The following is a 15922-nucleotide window of genomic DNA, read 5'->3' on the forward strand; positions in this document are numbered from 1 at the left end:
ATCCCATGTTCAAAGGCCTCAGCGCGTTTCCACTGACCCCGCTCTCTGAAGCCGGCATCGACTTTCGTGCGTTTGCCGGACTGATCGAGCGCCTGGCCGATTCCGGTGTTGATTCGATGGGCGTGCTTGGCTCCACTGGCAGCTACGCCTATCTGGAGAAGCACGAGCGCAAGCGCGTGCTGCGCGAAGCCCTGGCGCACGCAGGAGGCGTACCGGTCATCGCCGGCATCGGTGCACTGCGTACCCGCGATGTGCTGGAGCTGGCCCTGGACGCCGAGGATGCAGGTGCTGCAGGCCTGCTGCTCGCCCCCGTGTCTTACCAGCCCCTGAAGGACCATGAGGTGCAAGCACTGTTCGAAACAATATGCGCAGCGGTCCGCACGCCAATCTGCGTCTACGACAATCCGGGCACCACGCATTTCCGCTTTACCGATGCACTGCACGGCCGGATTGCGGCGCTGCCGAACATCGCTTCGATCAAGATTCCGCGCCTTGCTGATGATCCCGTCGAGGCTGACGCGCGCGTTGCTGCACTCCGTGCATGCGTTCCCGCGCATGTGACGCTGGGCGTCAGTGGTGACGCCTCGGCGGTGCGAGGGCTGCTGGCGGGGGGTGACGGCTGGTATTCGGTGACCGCCGGACTGTTCCCCGAGGTTGCGCTGCAGATCATGCGGGCCGTGGGTAGTGACGATGAAGAGGGTGCTATTGCCCTGTCTGCGCGGCTGGCGCCGCTGTGGTCCCTATATGAGCGGTTCGGCGGGATTCGCGTCATGGCCTGCGCGGCGGCACTGCTGGGACTGTGCGGCGAGGACTGCCTGCCGCTGCCGTTGCAGGGGCTGCGTGGTGGCGAGCGCGAGGAGGTGGCGGCGGTGCTGGGCGGGCTGGGGTTGTTGTATAAGCCCGGCGAGTATGTGGCATGCGGTGGCGGGGACCTCGGTCTGATTCCAACGGCCGACCGGCATCCTCCGGAGGAACAGATAACCCTCCTCACGGTGGGTTAGCAGCTGATCCAAACGCGTGCATTCTACCTTCTGGAGGCCACTTCTTGAACCACCTCTCGCACCCGCTTTTCATACGCAGTGATGAGCTGCTTTCTCTGGTCTGGCGTTGAGGGCTTTCCAGCATTTCCAGGGCGTGCAGCATACTCCTTCTGGAAATCGCACATGGCTGCGAACACAGCATTGCTCATTTCATCATTCGCAATGGTCGGCGCGGTGGGGCTTCCATCAGCATTGATGCCGATGTCGAATGTCATGTCGCCCGTGTAGCCGCCGAAGCTGTTTTTTGCGTTCACCGTTCCGCAAGCGATCGTACCGTCGTAGAGTGAAAACACTTGGCGAATCGTGATCCTTGCCGAATCAGGATCTTTCAACGCCTTGCGAACACCTGCCTCAACCGCGACCCTGACTGCCTCAGCCTTCTGTTTTTCAAGCTCCTCCTTGCTGGGAGAACAGCCAGCGAGACCGCCCATCAACAGGATGATCAGCATCCGATTCCGCATATCCGTTCCTCCATGTGGCGAGAACGGATGGTAACTCAATGCGCGCCGTTTTCAGCATATGCAGCGGGCTTGCGGGAGGTGCTTTAGCCTTATCTCATGACCAACATGTGCGGCATCATGCAGCCATGATCGCTGCCTCTTGCAGTGCGTCGAGTTTCTGTGCGACGGGGATGCGCCAAACCGGCACTACCCTGAAAAGCGAGTTCCAACGTCCTGAGTCCGATAACCCCAGCCCGATTCGAACGGGCGACCCTTCCTTAAAGCGGGGATCTCTCTGCGCGTTCAATCAATGGCTTATGAAGTGGATAGGACCGGCTCGGGGCCATTCTGCTCAAACACTGGGCTGCATCTACTACTGCTCCGCCCTCACCCACGGCCCCATCGGCTCCTTTGCCACGGGCGAGATCACTGCCGGCAGCAGACCGACCTCACGACTACACTGTTGTAGCCCTCTCATGATTGCGTCACAGTTCCTCACTTCCAATGGAGCTGCTGCATGCACGGAATGACTCTACACCTCGGGATGGCAACAACCGGAATCACACTTCTGCTGCTGACTGCCTGCACCTCCGTTGGCGACATGCGAAGTACTGGACCTGCAGCAGCATTCTCGTCCAATCAAGAGCCCTTGGCTGCCGCTACTTGTGTCCGCGATGCATGGGGAGAGGTGAGCATCGGAGGATCGCGATGGCAGTACGTGATTGAGCCCCGTGCCAATGGCTACTCCGTGTCGACCTCCAATGGCGGGGTCCCGGCGGAGTTTGTTGAGATCACCCCCCAAACCGGAGGGGGGAGCGAGATCAAGTTCTACAGTAAGTTCCTGAAGCGTCGACAGGCTCGCTACATCGAGGCCATCACCCTGTGTGGTGTCCGCTCGGAGTAACCCCAGCTCTTGAATGCCGCGAAGGTCGAAGCCTTTTCCGACTCGCCACAGCACCCAGATGTCGCCCAACTGGCCCGGCCAGAGGGAACGGGAGCCGTGCAGAAGGATTGGTTGCTGTGCCTAGGAGGCAAGGCCGGAAGGATACGACCGGCGATTGCAGATCCCGCGAACGCAGCAACGATCTGCCCGAATCGTTCGGACTGGGCGACAGCGCGGCACTACTCACGCGCAACCGGCGGGTCCGTCGAAGCCACTTCGGTCTTGAATTGGGTTAAGGCTCACTCACCGGCATATGTGCCAATTACTATCGTGAAGTAGCACAGCTTGGTTCTTGGAAAACCTCAACGCCAAGCAAGCGCTCGTTCGCGCGGGAACCTTGCTTTTTGGTCGGTCATGCGGACCAGCTTCTGGTAGGAGGTAGTGACCTGGGCGAAGCAGCACACGGCAGCCACCTGGCCGCAGTGCCGTTCTGGATACGTGATGGAGGCCTACCGCGTCAGCCGCGCGGTGAACGCGCCCTGGAACAACCGCGAAGATCTGTTGCTGCAGATCACCCGGGATTCGCAACACCAAGATGCGAATTGTTCTCTGTAAGGTCGGCGAAAGCCCGGGACCATACCTTTGCCCCTTCGCAGTACAACACAAGCAGCAGAACGCTGTTCGCGCATCAGTCTTTGCATGGGGGCAACGTGGCGAGCTTGAGTTGGTTCGACGGAATGGTCCTCGGCTTCTTGCTCGGCGTCGCTGCAAGCGCAATCACCGCATTCCTCGCGCTCCGCGACAAAAGCCGGGATGAATGACCACAGCAGCAAGCTGCGGGCCGCCTGAAATGAGCAGAGGCCCACAGCATCAGCGTAGCGAACTTCCGCGCAGAGCCCGCATTCACCTGTGGGACCAACTGGCGCTTCAAGACACTCTCGCAAGCCTGCCAAATGCCGCAAGCCATTGATTCATGGTGACCCCGGCCCGATTCGAACGGGCGACCTTCCCCTTAGGAGGGGGGCGATCCGGCTATATCCGTCAATGCTCTTGGTGCGATCTGTGCCAAAGCTGTGCCAGATTACGCGCCGCCGGGGGGCCACAAGCGCTGTAAAACGCAGTATCCCCAGCCATGGCGGAGCGTAGTCGGATCTTTCAGCCCCCCCGCATCTGCTCCAGCCCTGCCCTCACCCACGCCTTGCGCGCGTCCCTCGGGCGGAGCTTGGTCGCCGGCGGCTTGGCCGGCTCCAGCGCTTCCTTGACCCGCTGCGCCTCCCTGCTCTGCATAACCGAGCCCCGCTGCTAGAATTCGCGCACCTTTGGACGGGAAGCCCCATGGAACGGTGGTATCTGGCAACACTGCTGGCCTTGATCCTGCACCAGATCGACGCCGCGTTCTGGCACGAATGGAACATGTTCCGGGTCCCTGGGGGCATCCAAGGGTTCCTGATCTTCAACCTGGCCGCTGTGGGCGCCCTGCTGCACGGGTATCGCCAAGTCGCGCTGGCCAAGCCATCCGCGCGAGCGTATGCCCGCCTGTGCGGGATAGTCGGTGCCGGCACAGCGGTAATCCACGTTGCGTTTGCCATTGCTGGCCGCGAGGAATTCCATCTCCCTCTGTCCATCGCAGCCCTAGCCGCATGTCTCGTTACCGGCGTCGGCCTGCTGCTGAGCAGCCGGAAACCGGCCATTGGTCAGTAACCGCCCCGGAGCTGCGCCCGCCCCGCCCTGACCCACGCCTTCATGGGATCCCTCGCCCTGGGCTTGGTCTCCTTCGGCGGTCGGCGCGGCTCCAGCGCCTCCTTGATTCGCGCCAGTTCCGACCGCCCGGCCTCGGCAAGGCGCCGGGCCTGTTGCTGCTGCTCGCGGGTTGGCGGCAGGCCGGGCAGTGGCGGCGGCGGCTGGGTCGGGGTGCTGTCGGTCAGCCGGGCGACAGCCTGGCGCAGGGGCAGATCGGGATAGAGCCTAGCCGCACACCAGCGCTCGGCGTACCGCTTCGCCTGCCGGGCGTTGGCCGCGCGCACTTCCTTTACTTCCCAAAACTTGTGGCCTTCTAGCCATAGGCGCACCCCAGGGCCGCCATCGGGTTCGACGCCGGCCGTCTCGCGGCCGTTGTACGAGAGCGCCCAGCGCTCACCCGTCTGGACCCAGCCAGAGGGGATCGGGGCGGTGCGGAAGCCGGCGGAGGAATACATGGCTGGAAGGATACGACCGGCCGTCGCAGATCCTGAGAAGGCACACCACCGCTCAGCCCGCTGTGATGAAGCGTTCACTTTAGGGCGAGCACAGTAGGGTCTCGCGGCTCTTCTCCGGTGCAGAATCCTTTGCTCCCGTGTCCAGCCCTCCAGCGGCACGGCTATGCACCCTCCCAACGCTTTCAGGATCCATTCGATCCTGCCCCTGCTTGCGCCCAATGGCGCAATCATCCGATTGGAGCAGGTGCGATCAACCTGTAAAAGCTGTGGGCTCAGGTCGTCGATGACTGAGGGTGCAGGCTTTCAAAAGGATCGAACGGGAACCACGCTTACGTGCCCTGCTTGCGGAACGACAGGATTGATGGACGAAATGGAGATCTGGCATCACTGGCTAGAGCAGTGCCGTCGCGAACGACTTCTGGCGCTCTTCGACCCCAAGCCCGACGATCCACTCGACATCGAGGACCCAAAATGACCGATGGCATCTCCGAACTGCGGGACCGCCTCCACTCCTGCGAAGTTGCGATCGAGGTTCATCGCGGCTATTTGAAAGCAACGGAGTACGCGCTGAGGGTTTTGTGTACTGACCCACCCGGCGCCCGAGCAGCTGACCGACACCTGGTTACGCCTACTTCCCAGCATCGCGGCGAAGCACAAGCACGATGGCGGCGATCTCTTCGCCGCCGCATTTGAGCAATCGCTGATGGTTCTGACCGAGCAAATCGGCGAGCCAAGCAGCAAGCGCTAGGCTGCGATGGCGTACGGCTCAACTAACGCGACCAACAGATCCATCGCGGTCGCATAGGCGGCCTGGGCATCGCCGCGCTGATTGAACCGGGTCCAGTCCGCATGGGCCGCGCGCTTAAGCTCCTCGGGCTCAACTGGCAGCCATTTCATGGGCCAGAACGGCAGGCGGCGTTGCCCCACCCTGCCCCGCTGCAGCTCCACAATGCCGTTGTGGCTGGTGGCACCCAGAACCCTGGAGTAGGCCACTGCCAATCCGTCCTCTGGCCCCTCCATGTATTGGAGGAAGCGTCCGCCATCGAAGAGGAGCACCCCCGTAACCCCAGCATTACGGTTGAACCGGGCCGCGTCATCCACGATCTGATCCAGCTTTCCGTTGGATAGGCCCAGCTTGTCGCCGGCGATTCCCTCTCCGGCGCCGCTCACATATACAACCGCCCTGATGGGCATTGCGCACCTCCTTGATGAAGGACCACCGTAGCAGCAGCGGGCTCATGTGAGCGTGAGGTCGTTGGATCGTTCTGAACGCGTCAGGTTCGGGTGTTGCTGAATTCGGACCTTCGTCACAAGATGCAGGCACCACAAAGCGCAGCATGCGCAAAATTTTCCGGTAGTTAGCAATGCCAGATACAGGCCTTTTTCACGTTATCGACCTCGACGCGGACCGCGACGAGCTGGGCAAGTTGAAGCACGTAAGTGCAATTACTGTCCGCTGCAACCAGTGCAGACATGTCACCCATTCAAGCGCTCCGGACCTGCAGACAATGCCGGGAGGAACCCTGCTCGCTTGCGCTGGATGCGGCGAGCGTCAGGCAGTCAGCAACGCCCGCTTGGTCGAATGCGACCAAGTGTTGGAGCCTACGATGCCCCTTACGATGCCCGCCTGATCTGCGGCACGAGCGGCCGACCCTTCGAGCCCCCCCCAATCGCCAGATGGGCCCCAGGTCCTTCGCGACCGTCTCTCCCTTCTGGAAGAAGCCTATCAGCAGATGTTCGCCGGCCACTTACCGGCACATCTGCTTGAATGCATCCGATTCCTGCACTGCCCAGCTTGTCGATAGCTCCCTTAGACTGGTCGGCAGCTTTTGTTACACTGTAACCTTGGCCCAAATTTGAACTTATTCTACCTTCTGATGAAACAAGGCCACGACACGTGAGGCTACTGTAGTAGCCAGCACTCTCGCACCCCAGCCAGCCAAAGCCTCCAGGCAAGTCAAGCGTTTCGATTGTGCTCCACCATCATAGGAGAAGAACATGCAACTCGATGCTCTCGACTTTCCAATCGTCTGGATGCGCTTCAAGGCTCCCAGCAATTCGCCGGGCCTCTCACCGTTCGAAGAGTTCGAGCAATTGCTTGCACGCAAGCAGCCATTCGTCCTCATTAATGATGAAGGACTGGATCGCAGCAACCACGAAGAATCACCAGAAGAACGAAAACAGGTCTCGCTCTGGATGAAGCGGAACAAGGCCGAGCTGCGGTCTTATGTTAAAGCTGCGATCTACATTGAGCCCAGCACCGCAAAGCGCGTCGCCACTAAGGCCTTCGCCGCAATTTATGAAAAGTTCTGGGGATATCCGATGATGATGGCTATCACCATGGACGAAGCTGTCCGACTCGCGAACGATCTGCTGACCCCGATGGAGAGCGCCTAATATTTCCATCGTGAGCGCCGTTGGATTCATCTTCCAAGATGACCCATTCGGCGCTCGATCTGATCAGAATCTAGCTCGTGATCTGGATGGAACAAGCGCATGGACGCCATGTAGCCGCGCCTGCCCTCGGAGTTGCGCGATAGAGGCCTACCGCGTCAGCCGCGCGGTCAACACGCCGCGGAACAACAGCGAGGAATTGCTTTTGCCTGTAAGGTGAGCCGCCCAGCCAGCGGCTAGGCGGCCCCTCAATCACATGAAGACGTAGCCTTGCGGCCCGTCGTTGTGAGCGCCCGAGATGCCTTCGCAGCCGATATCGCGGGTGTCGAAATGACGGAGCTTTCCCTTCCACGTGTAAGCGCATCGATACAGTGGTGCGGTTCCTGGCAGCTGCACCGACGATACATAGCCGATCGGCCCTTGATTGGGAGGAATGACTTGTCCCTCACAATTCATGTCCTTTGAGGTGAAGCCATCCCATGGGGTGTGACTGAAACACTCCCTAATCGGGTGACTGTTCTCAAAGGGTGTCGTGGAGATAAACCCGATGACCCCTTCGTCCATCCAGCCCGAACGCACCCACGAGGCAATATCGTAGTGAAGAATTCTGTGGGTGTTGTTCTTGCCTTGGTAGATGCGGTGGAGTTCTGCCAGCGTGACACCAGCCGGCACAGCAAGACTGGGATCCATCTGCACCGCCGCATTCGCCACGGATGCCAGGTCAGTCCCGCTTGCATGGGCGACGGACGCGCCACCAATTGTGAGAAGCAAAGAAATACTCAGAAGACTCGATTTCACGAAATGCTCCATTTCTTCAATCGCGAACATCTTGCTCGCCCTTTGATCGTATCCAGAGCAGCGAGTCCACAAAGTGACAAAGTTCAAATCGATCAATTTCAATTAGCGAATGAACGGTTGGCATTGAATCTAACCTGCGTCTCGCACCAGGTGGCTTCCGACTGATGCTGCATGGTTTGCGGAGGCATGAGAGCGACAATCAATGGCCGGTTACATCGATCAGCACGAAGTGCCCGGATGCGCTGAACTGTGTCGCATTGTCGGACTGCGGGATCAGGGCAGTGGCGCCGGCATAGTAGAAGCGCCCCGAACCCGCTGCACCGGTCCCATCCCCCTGCGGCCCGGTCAGCCGGAAGCCCACGCCGCGCTCAATCCGCTGACACGAACGAGACGAGATCACCGCGTAGCGCCGACCAGCCGGGACCTGCATGTAGGCGCCCTCTGCCGCCCCGAACGGGGCAGTCGTCACGCACATTATGCGTAGGGGCTTCGCCCAGGAAGCGAAAGCCAGCTCGCCGGTGTGCTCTCGGTAGACCTCGATGCCGGTCTTGCCCGGCGTTCCCGTCACAACCGAGTCGTATACCCACACCGTACCGAACACAAACGATGAGCCAGTGTAGGCTGACACTCGCCAGTTGTTGCCACCGAGATTGGTCAGAATAACGCTGAGCCCGAAGTTGTTGTTCGGACCGGTGACCGCAACCACTGGGCTCTTGGCCTGGAAGTCACGGGTGACGAACCGGGTTACTACGATCCCCGACACCTCGTACGCAACGGCGCCAGCTTCGTTGATATCGAACTTGTGACGTAGATGGAAGTTGAGCAGGTCACTTCGGACCTGCACCGTTCCGGACGGGGTGTATGCCTCAAACCCTCCTACTAGCATTTCAGTGAACCCCGTAAAGGACAGTTGCCGGAACCAGGGAAAAGGCCGGCTGCCCGTTGGCATCCACATCAGTGCCCCAGTACACCCGGCCATCTGAATACCAAACACTCGGTGTACGGCCAGGCTGCGCCGGAGGCGGCACCACGTAGAAGAGGAAATCCCCTGGTGGCAGTGGCCCCACCCAGGTCGAGTTCCCGTGCACGGCGTCGGTCTGAACCGTGCCAATGAACAGCCCCAAGCGGGTGGTGTAATCAATCTCCAGCGATCCGTCGAGATTGAAGGTCTGAATGCCCGCAGGCATGCGCTCTACTCCTCTAGTGATTGGCGGGAGGGCGCTTGCGCCTCCCGCCATTTGCTATTGCGACCAGGGTAAACGTGATCGCCAGCGAGCTTGTTCGCCGGATCCGCGAGGCCCTGCCGGGCTTGCCGTCGAAGAGTGCCGAGCCCTGATCCGCGCTGAGCCACGTGGCTCCCGTGAGGGTGACCGTCGCAACGGCCGGCATGCCGTATCCGATCAGCACGGGGCCCCTGCCTTCTTCGCTGCGCGAACTTCATCCTCGTTTCGCTTCAGCGACCGAACCTGCCGCCCCAAGCAGTCGATCAGCCGTCGTCTCACAGGTCCCTGATCCAATCCGGCAATAGACTCCAGCGTGTGCAGCGCGCCGGAGGCCAAGTACCGGTTGAGATCGTCGGCCTCCCCTCCGCGCACACTGATTCAACACGGACGAGGCCGCTTTCAGGATCGAATTGAATGGACACTTTTAATCTCCAAGAGGCGCAGCGCTTGCTGGCCGAGCTGCAGCGAGTGCATGCAGAGTTTGAGGAACTGGCTGACGCAGGCGATCGCCACCGAGCATTGAGTGCGGATGAACTCGATCAGTACCGACAGCGCCTGATTGAGCTGAAAGCCCACCTCAAGCAACGCGCATCCACAGGGACGATCGATGGCTCCAAGCGTCGGCTCACCAGGCTGGAAGACGCGTTCTACGAACCAGCGGTTAGGAAGGCATCCGCCAACTTCTCGCTGCGGACGAATGCACCACCGTCCCAGTGGACCAGTGGGCTATACAACCCATCGGTCGACATTGCCTATCTGGCAAGCCAGCTGGAGGACATGATCAGGGAGGGGGCTTAGCCCCACACCGTCAGCACCACGTCCCCCGTGGCAGGGTTGCGTTCTACCCGACGCACCAGCACCGGCTTGCCGTCCTCAAGGCCGTATCGACCGTAGGTAAGCCGGCCGATCTGCCCGGGCAGCGGCGCAAGATCCTGATCACCACGGACCGCGAGCTGGTAGAAGTGGCGCTGCACCTGGTACATGCCCGAGACGCGCTCAATCTCTTGCTGCGCATCGGCCGCGTGCCAGAACAACGAGATGACCGGGTCCGCAGCCTCGGCCCGCTGGTAGTGGGCGTGCAGCGCACCAGCACCATACACCTGCCCCCGGTAGAGGCCGGTCAGCTCATCGCGCCGTGACTGGGGCACGTCGACAACGTCGGTGACCAGGTCCGATGCGCCCAGCGCCTGGCCGTTGGGTCGGTAGGCCACGCGTCGGGTCAGGTTGGGAGCGTCATCGGGCACCATGACCAGATCAGCCGCCAGATCATCCTCCGACAGGTCGAAGGCGAACGCACCGGCATGTGCCTCGGGCGCGGTCACGCGGACAAAGCGCAACACGCCAGCAGGATCCTGATAGCAGCCGGCGCCGTAGCTGGGCAGGAGCGAGTTCAGCGCCGCGCGGCCCGTGATGGCCGTGCCTGCGTAGTAGCCGATCCCCATGTAACCCGTGGCTTGGTCGATCACCGCGCAGTCGCTGGTCGACCACGCCGCTCGGCCCAACCGGGCCATCACATCACCCACCGCCTGCTCCAGCCGTGCCGGCATCATGCCCGCGCCGATGCTGGAGGCGTCAACCACCACCGGCGTCACCGGTGGCGACTTCAGCAGCAGCTGTTGCCCGTCCGGGGCCTCGTTGTAGGTGGTGATCTCCATCAAGTCGCCGCGGTCCATCACCGCATTGACGTAGACCCGGCTGTCAGCGACGAACATCGATGTTGCGTCCGAATTGGCGCCCATGGCAGGGATGCTGGCCACCGCGCCGATCACCACCGGCTGTGGCTTCCATGCCAATGACGCGACATTCGGCAGAAACACGCCCCGGTTGATCGTCTCGTCCAGGTAGTCGTGCGCATCGCGCAGGTGCAGTGTCTTGGTGCCATCGTCGTTGATCTCGATCTGTTCGATCGCGCAACGGAAAGCCGGGACCGCGTCGGCCCGCATCCCGCTCTCGGGTGCCAGCAGGATCTGCACCGAACTGCCAGAGGCACCGGTGCCCGCCATCCCGTCCAGCAAACCTTCCGCATCGACCACGACGCACTCGGCAGCCGCTGCCTGGGACACCGGATCACCACCCCACGGCCAGAACGCCAGTTCCTGGATCAGGTTCACGCCCTCGGCCACCAATCCCTCGTAACGGGCATTCGCCGGGCTGTCGCCGGGTGCGGACAGCCAGTCCACGTCGGCCAACCGGGTCGGGCTGACGGATGCCGTGGGCAACCGCCAGCCTGCAGCCGCGGCCTCGCTTCGCGGCCCCCACTGGCCGGCGTTGACAGCCAGGCAGAGCCCGCCAGCCTTCGATGCGCCCAGCGAAGCGGCGAAGAACAGTGGCCCGGACAGCTGCAGCTCGCGCACCAGGATCTGCGCGCCGTTGAGGTAGAGCCGGATCTGGCGCGGTGCCCCGAAGACCACCTGCAGCCCGACAATGTCGCCATGGGTCGCTGTCGGAAGGCCCGTCGCGATCGCACCGCCTGCCTGCAGCAGCCTCCCGGCGGCGAGGTCCCAACCGATACTGGCAAGGTCTGCACCCAGCGCCTTGTTCAGCGCTGCTGGACCGGTGGCGAATCCTACGAGTGCTGCAACGGCGTCATCACCCCACACGGCAAACTCCACGCCCACCGTCCCGGCATCAAGGCTGAAGTCGGAACGCGCGTGGCTGGCCAGCGTGGTGGCGCCGGTGGTGGCCAGGGTGAGCCCGCCATCTCGCGCAGCGAGTACCGGGCCAATGGGCGTGGCGGCGAACCGCCCGAATGTGTCGGTCATGGTCATCCCAGTCCGTCGAACCAGTCCTGCGCCTCGTCCTCATCGGACCGTGGCACGAGGGCGTCGAGGTAGTGCTGAAAGGAGCGCTTGGTCCCGCCCTGGCTGTGCGAGGCGGTGATGTACGCGGCGAAGGCAGCGGGCTTGATGTGCAGGCTCACGGGGTCAATGGGGTTCCGCTTATGGAACTCCCACCATTCCAGGAACTCGCGCCGTGACATGGTGGCCCGCAACTCCGAAAAGGAAACAGTGGGGAAGGAGATTCGACGGCTGATGGCGGTGTTCAATCGCGGCGTCGAGTGGAAAGAGCTGGACGTGAACCCGCTGGCCTCCGTGAAGGCACCGCGCGGCGTGCGGAGCGTGGCCGTCAAGTTCTATGACCGGGCGGCGATGCGCCGGCTGTATCGCGCGAACCCCGCGCGGGCGCAGCTCTGGCTCTTTATGGCCCACACCGGACTGCGGCGGGGAGAGATCATCGGCCTGGAGAAGAGCTCAGTCGTCGCCGGGCGCCTCCTCGTGGAAAGCGATCCGGACGAGAACGGCGAAGGCCGGACAAAGTCAGGAAAGTGGCGGGAGGTTCCTCTGAACCGCTATGCCAGGTGGGCACTGCGCCGCTTGCCCGACCCGATCGTCACGGTGCATAAGGACACCCTGTCTGACTGGTTCAAGAAGGACTGTGAGCTTGCTGGAGTGGGCGGTCACCTTCACAGGCTACGCCATACTTTCTGCGCTCATATGGTGATGGCAGGTGTTCCACTTCGTCGCGTGCAAGTCCTTGCTGGGCACGCAGACTATGCAACAACAGAGAAGTACTACGCGCATCTCACTCCAGACGGGGACGACCAAGCGGTGAAACGATTGGTGTTTTAGATCTTGTGATAACGACGAGTCAACTCTCTCTGGATCGTTCTCATGTCCCTTGTACCTACCCAGCTTCGCCAAGGCGGGACATCCCGGCCCCCGATCTGTTGGTGTAGGTAGTCCGCCGCGTAGCGCAATTTCTCGGCGGCCTCCTCAATCTTCACTACAAGGCTCCATACTTCAACAGCAGGGACATCCTCACCCCGATCAGAATTTCTGCGGATTAGCCTTGCTTGGACGCTCGCTTGATGCAACAAAGAGCGACCAGTGGCAACACTCTGAAGCACGTCAGCAGGGAGGCCGGAGACCAAAGCCCAATCCCTTAGCTCTTCATGCGTCATGAAGGTCTGAGCTACCTCGGTTAGTAGTTTGATGTCGGCGCGAGAGAACTCCCGTCCCTCGGGGACGATTCTGCTTATACGGACGGCCAGTTCCATGTCCGCCACCACAGGCCAGCATGAAATTGACACTGAGATTGATAGCGCTTCCTTCTTCCGCCTAGCAACCTCTCGAGAGGCAAGCACGGCAATGAAGATGGTAGATGCAGCACCAACAAGAGCGCCAAGCGCTGCTAGACCATCAGCGATCGACCCTGGTGAAAAAGGTTTAGACGGCGGCCGTTCTTGAAAGACAGCCCAGCCTGCAAGGATTCCCAGTACAAAAACTGAGCCCGCAGTAATGCAGTAATCAGGCCCGCTGCCCCGCCGAGGGCTGCGATGAAATCCCGGAACTGCTGGCTGATCTTGTGTGACGTGTTCATCCGTGCCACGCAGCAAGGTCATTGAGGACCGTCATCCGGGCCTCGAAGCGGGGCCTTCAGTACGGATTTCAGCACAACGTATGGTTCAAACAGCTGTGCCAACTGTGCCAAAAGCTGGATTACGCACGGCGATGTAGAGCAATGTCGCTCGCCATGAAATTCCATAAGCCATTGATTAATGGTGACCCCGGCCCGATTCGAACGGGCGACCTTCCCCTTAGGAGGGGGACGCTCTATCCAGCTGAGCTACGGGGCCATTGGCAGCGGGAAAGGATACCTCGTCTGGCTGAATGGACCAAGCGCGGGGCGTTCTGCAGAGCCCTCGGAGTAGATATGCTGGCCCGCCGCGACCCGTTGTGAACTGGATGTCCGACGTCTGGCGAACCCTCTCCGCCCTCGGCGACAGCCGCTGGCTGCTGCCGATGGCCCTGGTGCTACTGATCACCCTGCCCCGTGCAGACGCACGCCTGAAATGGCGATGGCTGCTGGCCATCGCCGTCACCGCCGGCGTCACGCTTGCCTCAAAGCTGGCCTTCATGGGCTGGGGGATTGGCATCAAGAGCGTGCACTTCACCGGTTTCTCCGGGCACGCCGCGATGTCCAGTGTCGTCTATCCGGTCGTTGGTGTACTGCTTGCCGGCCCCGGCAAGCGCGCACGGGCGATCGGCCTGGTAATCGGCGCGCTGTTGGCCACCGCCATTGCCTGGTCACGAATCCCGCTGCATGCCCATAGCATTTCGGAAGTCATTGCCGGGCTGGCACTTGGACTGAGCTGCAGCACGTGGGCACTGCACGCCGCATCACCCGTCGGTCGTGCCCCTGCGATGGCTGTTGTCGCTGCCGTGCTCGCGGGAATGGTCCTGCCCCTCGCCTTGCCGGACGTCCACACGCACCAACTCGTCATTGCACTAGCAAAGCTCATCTCCGGCAGGGCTGAGATCTTCCAACACTTCTGAGAATCGCCAGGGCGACCCCACATTTCCTTCACGTTCCTTGACAGGGCAAATGAATAGCAGCCAACATAGCGGTGGAAAAATTTCCCTCACGGAGTAGGAGACCCCGTAGATGAAGAAGATGATTGCCGCCCTGGCCCTGCTGGGCCTGTCCTCGCCGGTGTTCGCTCAGGAAGCTCCTGTCGCCACCGAAACCAGCGCTGAAGTTGCTGGCGCTGAAGCTGCTGGCGCTGCCGCCACCGGCACCCTGACCACCGTCGCTACCGTGGGTCTGGGCATCGCCGCTGCTGGCGTGCTGTATAGCGTTGCTGCTGACAGCAGCAAGGATGACGCGGGCAACAACGGCGGTACCGGCACCACCAACCCGCCGACCGGCACCACGGGCACCACCGGCACGACCGGCACCACCCGCTGATCGACACGCCGACGTAGCACCCCGCCCTCGCCGGGCGTCAGTTCGGCGAGGGTTTTTTCATGCCCGATCGGGCCAGGAACAGATTTCGATGGACTGCAAGCGTTTCGTAGCCACAATGACGGTGGCACTCACCCTGACCGGCTGCATGTGGGCGCCAGGCCAGCATCTTCGCTCGAGCACCTTCGCTCGCGATGATCAGCCCATTGGCAACGACCAGATCGAACTGATTCCGATCACGCCCAAGCTGATCGCCATGGAGCGCGCCACTCGCGATGTCGCGGCACTGCCCGCCGCCCTGACCCAGTATCAGCCGGGCCCCTACCGCATCGGTGCGGGCGACATTCTCTACATCACAGTATGGGATCATCCCGAACTGACGGTACCCGCTGGCCCCCAACAGCAATTGAATGCTGCCGGCCGCCCCGTCCAATCGGATGGAACACTGTTCTATCCCTACATCGGCAAGATCAGCGCGTCGGGCAAGACACCTGCAGAGCTGCGTGAAGAGCTGACATCCAAGCTCGCCCGCTACATCGAGGCGCCACAGGTGGATGTATCACTACTGACGTACGCAAGCCAACGCGTGTGGGTTACCGGCGCCTCGCGCCAGCCCGCCACCGTTGCGCTCACGGTCGTGCCCTTGACGTTGGGCGATGCCATCAGCCAAGCGGGCCTGGACCCGACGCAAGCGGACCTCTCCGGCGTACGCCTCACCCGCAACGGCACCACCTACACCATCGACCTGGATCGACTTGGCCGCAACGGCGGAGGCGACACCAATGTGTTCCTGGCTGCCGGCGATCATATTTACGTGCCTTACCTGGATCACAAGGAAGTGTTCGTGGTAGGTGAAGTCAATCAACCCGGTGCACTGAACTTCAAGACCGGCGAGATTTCCCTGAGCCAGGCACTTGGCCGAGCGCGCGGCCTGTTGCAGACCACCTCCAACGGCAACGCTGTCTACGTGATCCGCGGCTCGAATGACCTGCAGAGCACTCCGTCGCAGGTGTTCCACCTGGAAGCGAAGTCACCCGCTGCATTTGCCGTGGCCAGCCAGTTCGACCTGCAGCCTGGTGATGTCGTGTTTGTCGGTGCCGCCGGCGTGACCCGCTGGAGCCGGTTCGTGAACCAGCTGCTACCCTTCACCGCCATCATCAGCAACGCTGCCAGCGCGCGCAACGATCTGGACAAGTAACGTGGT

At 61.7% G+C, this 15922-nt stretch carries 16 protein-coding genes and 2 tRNA genes; 8 read left to right on the forward strand and 10 right to left on the reverse strand.

Features of this window, described 5'->3' with window-relative positions; translation table 11 throughout:
* Window positions 1–5: 5 nt before the first annotated feature.
* On the forward strand, window positions 6–1001 hold the full coding sequence (locus ABE423_RS01190; RefSeq protein WP_346484647.1) for a dihydrodipicolinate synthase family protein: 996 nt from the start codon (window positions 6–8) through the stop codon (window positions 999–1001).
* A 23-nt stretch (window positions 1002–1024) separates the two neighbouring features.
* On the opposite strand, the gene ABE423_RS01195 is transcribed toward ABE423_RS01190, so the two are convergent.
* Together ABE423_RS01195 and ABE423_RS01200 are read right to left on the reverse strand one after the other, a co-directional pair.
* The gene (locus ABE423_RS01195; protein WP_346484648.1) at window positions 1025–1489 is read right to left on the reverse strand and encodes a hypothetical protein; all 465 of its coding nucleotides are present in this window, start codon (window positions 1487–1489) and stop codon (window positions 1025–1027) included.
* Window positions 1490–3337: 1848 nt separating this feature from the next.
* Window positions 3338–3406 (reverse strand) — tRNA-Arg (locus ABE423_RS01200).
* 292 nt (window positions 3407–3698) lie between these two features.
* Here ABE423_RS01200 and ABE423_RS01205 point away from each other — a divergent pair.
* Window positions 3699–4064 carry a DUF6713 family protein gene (locus ABE423_RS01205; RefSeq protein ID WP_346484649.1) on the forward strand — a complete coding sequence of 122 codons (366 nt, stop codon included), beginning with the start codon at window positions 3699–3701 and terminating at the stop codon, window positions 4062–4064.
* On the opposite strand, the gene ABE423_RS01210 is transcribed toward ABE423_RS01205, so the two are convergent.
* Window positions 4058–4558, reverse strand: coding sequence for a hypothetical protein (locus tag ABE423_RS01210; protein WP_346484650.1), 501 nt, complete (start codon window positions 4556–4558; stop codon window positions 4058–4060). The two genes, ABE423_RS01205 and ABE423_RS01210, sit on opposite strands and share 7 nt — an antisense overlap.
* A 744-nt stretch (window positions 4559–5302) precedes the next feature.
* Window positions 5303–5752, reverse strand: a complete 450-nt coding sequence (locus tag ABE423_RS01215) for a BLUF domain-containing protein (protein ID WP_346484651.1) — start codon at window positions 5750–5752, stop codon at window positions 5303–5305.
* A gap of 804 nt (window positions 5753–6556) precedes the next feature.
* Between ABE423_RS01215 and ABE423_RS01220 the strand changes: the two genes are divergently transcribed.
* On the forward strand, window positions 6557–6955 hold the full coding sequence (locus ABE423_RS01220) for a hypothetical protein (protein WP_346484652.1): 399 nt from the start codon (window positions 6557–6559) through the stop codon (window positions 6953–6955).
* Between the two features lie 249 nt (window positions 6956–7204).
* Here the strand turns inward: ABE423_RS01220 and ABE423_RS01225 are convergent, their stop codons facing one another.
* The 3 genes from ABE423_RS01225 to ABE423_RS01235 all read right to left on the reverse strand — a co-directional run bounded on the left by ABE423_RS01225 (window position 7205) and on the right by ABE423_RS01235 (window position 8937).
* Window positions 7205–7780, reverse strand: coding sequence for a hypothetical protein (locus ABE423_RS01225; RefSeq protein WP_346484653.1), 576 nt, complete (start codon window positions 7778–7780; stop codon window positions 7205–7207).
* Window positions 7781–7949: 169 nt separating this feature from the next.
* Window positions 7950–8594, reverse strand: a complete 645-nt coding sequence (locus tag ABE423_RS01230; RefSeq protein WP_346484654.1) for a hypothetical protein — start codon at window positions 8592–8594, stop codon at window positions 7950–7952.
* A 43-nt stretch (window positions 8595–8637) separates the two neighbouring features.
* A complete protein-coding gene (locus ABE423_RS01235) occupies window positions 8638–8937 on the reverse strand; it encodes a hypothetical protein (protein ID WP_346484655.1) in 300 nt (99 codons plus the stop codon).
* 450 nt (window positions 8938–9387) lie between these two features.
* Here ABE423_RS01235 and ABE423_RS01240 point away from each other — a divergent pair, with 450 nt between their 5' ends.
* Window positions 9388–9771, forward strand: coding sequence for a hypothetical protein (locus tag ABE423_RS01240; RefSeq protein WP_346484656.1), 384 nt, complete (start codon window positions 9388–9390; stop codon window positions 9769–9771).
* On the opposite strand, the gene ABE423_RS01245 is transcribed toward ABE423_RS01240, so the two are convergent.
* Window positions 9768–11735, reverse strand: a complete 1968-nt coding sequence (locus ABE423_RS01245; RefSeq protein ID WP_346484657.1) for a hypothetical protein — start codon at window positions 11733–11735, stop codon at window positions 9768–9770. The genes ABE423_RS01240 and ABE423_RS01245 overlap by 4 nt on opposite strands.
* A gap of 2 nt (window positions 11736–11737) precedes the next feature.
* Window positions 11738–12019, reverse strand: coding sequence for a hypothetical protein (locus ABE423_RS01250; RefSeq protein ID WP_346484658.1), 282 nt, complete (start codon window positions 12017–12019; stop codon window positions 11738–11740).
* Between ABE423_RS01250 and ABE423_RS01255 the strand changes: the two genes are divergently transcribed.
* Window positions 12006–12602 carry a site-specific integrase gene (locus tag ABE423_RS01255; RefSeq protein ID WP_346484659.1) on the forward strand — a complete coding sequence of 199 codons (597 nt, stop codon included), beginning with the start codon at window positions 12006–12008 and terminating at the stop codon, window positions 12600–12602. The genes ABE423_RS01250 and ABE423_RS01255 overlap by 14 nt on opposite strands.
* A 930-nt stretch (window positions 12603–13532) precedes the next feature.
* Here the strand turns inward: ABE423_RS01255 and ABE423_RS01260 are convergent.
* A tRNA-Arg gene (locus ABE423_RS01260) sits at window positions 13533–13609 on the reverse strand.
* Between the two features lie 109 nt (window positions 13610–13718).
* Here ABE423_RS01260 and ABE423_RS01265 point away from each other — a divergent pair.
* From ABE423_RS01265 to ABE423_RS01275, 3 genes are all read left to right on the forward strand, one after another.
* Complete coding sequence (locus ABE423_RS01265; protein WP_346484660.1) at window positions 13719–14309, forward strand: phosphatase PAP2 family protein; 591 nt, start codon at window positions 13719–13721, stop codon at window positions 14307–14309.
* Between the two features lie 109 nt (window positions 14310–14418).
* Window positions 14419–14721, forward strand: coding sequence for a hypothetical protein (locus tag ABE423_RS01270; RefSeq protein ID WP_346484661.1), 303 nt, complete (start codon window positions 14419–14421; stop codon window positions 14719–14721).
* 88 nt (window positions 14722–14809) lie between these two features.
* Window positions 14810–15916, forward strand: coding sequence for a polysaccharide biosynthesis/export family protein (locus ABE423_RS01275; RefSeq protein WP_132809992.1), 1107 nt, complete (start codon window positions 14810–14812; stop codon window positions 15914–15916).
* Window positions 15917–15922: the final 6 nt, after the last annotated feature.

This window comes from Stenotrophomonas sp. TWI1409 (genome assembly GCF_039673015.1).
GTDB classification, from domain to species: Bacteria; Pseudomonadota; Gammaproteobacteria; order Xanthomonadales; family Xanthomonadaceae; genus Stenotrophomonas; species Stenotrophomonas maltophilia_A.

What these genes read in the sequence shown, in the direction of transcription:
- ABE423_RS01225 (WP_346484653.1), bottom strand. Translation starts at nt 7,780, where the DNA reads ATGTTCGCGATTGAAGAAATGGAGCATTTCGTGAAATCGAGTCTTCTG.
- ABE423_RS01255 (WP_346484659.1), top strand. Translation starts at nt 12,006, where the DNA reads ATGGCGGTGTTCAATCGCGGCGTCGAGTGGAAAGAGCTGGACGTGAAC.
- ABE423_RS01220 (WP_346484652.1), top strand. Translation starts at nt 6,557, where the DNA reads ATGCAACTCGATGCTCTCGACTTTCCAATCGTCTGGATGCGCTTCAAG.
- ABE423_RS01275 (WP_132809992.1), top strand. Translation starts at nt 14,810, where the DNA reads ATGGACTGCAAGCGTTTCGTAGCCACAATGACGGTGGCACTCACCCTG.
- ABE423_RS01205 (WP_346484649.1), top strand. Translation starts at nt 3,699, where the DNA reads ATGGAACGGTGGTATCTGGCAACACTGCTGGCCTTGATCCTGCACCAG.
- ABE423_RS01245 (WP_346484657.1), bottom strand. Translation starts at nt 11,735, where the DNA reads ATGACCGACACATTCGGGCGGTTCGCCGCCACGCCCATTGGCCCGGTA.
- ABE423_RS01190 (WP_346484647.1), top strand. Translation starts at nt 6, where the DNA reads ATGTTCAAAGGCCTCAGCGCGTTTCCACTGACCCCGCTCTCTGAAGCC.
- ABE423_RS01265 (WP_346484660.1), top strand. Translation starts at nt 13,719, where the DNA reads ATGTCCGACGTCTGGCGAACCCTCTCCGCCCTCGGCGACAGCCGCTGG.
- ABE423_RS01240 (WP_346484656.1), top strand. Translation starts at nt 9,388, where the DNA reads ATGGACACTTTTAATCTCCAAGAGGCGCAGCGCTTGCTGGCCGAGCTG.
- ABE423_RS01270 (WP_346484661.1), top strand. Translation starts at nt 14,419, where the DNA reads ATGAAGAAGATGATTGCCGCCCTGGCCCTGCTGGGCCTGTCCTCGCCG.
- ABE423_RS01235 (WP_346484655.1), bottom strand. Translation starts at nt 8,937, where the DNA reads ATGCCTGCGGGCATTCAGACCTTCAATCTCGACGGATCGCTGGAGATT.
- ABE423_RS01210 (WP_346484650.1), bottom strand. Translation starts at nt 4,558, where the DNA reads ATGTATTCCTCCGCCGGCTTCCGCACCGCCCCGATCCCCTCTGGCTGG.
- ABE423_RS01195 (WP_346484648.1), bottom strand. Translation starts at nt 1,489, where the DNA reads ATGCTGATCATCCTGTTGATGGGCGGTCTCGCTGGCTGTTCTCCCAGC.
- ABE423_RS01215 (WP_346484651.1), bottom strand. Translation starts at nt 5,752, where the DNA reads ATGCCCATCAGGGCGGTTGTATATGTGAGCGGCGCCGGAGAGGGAATC.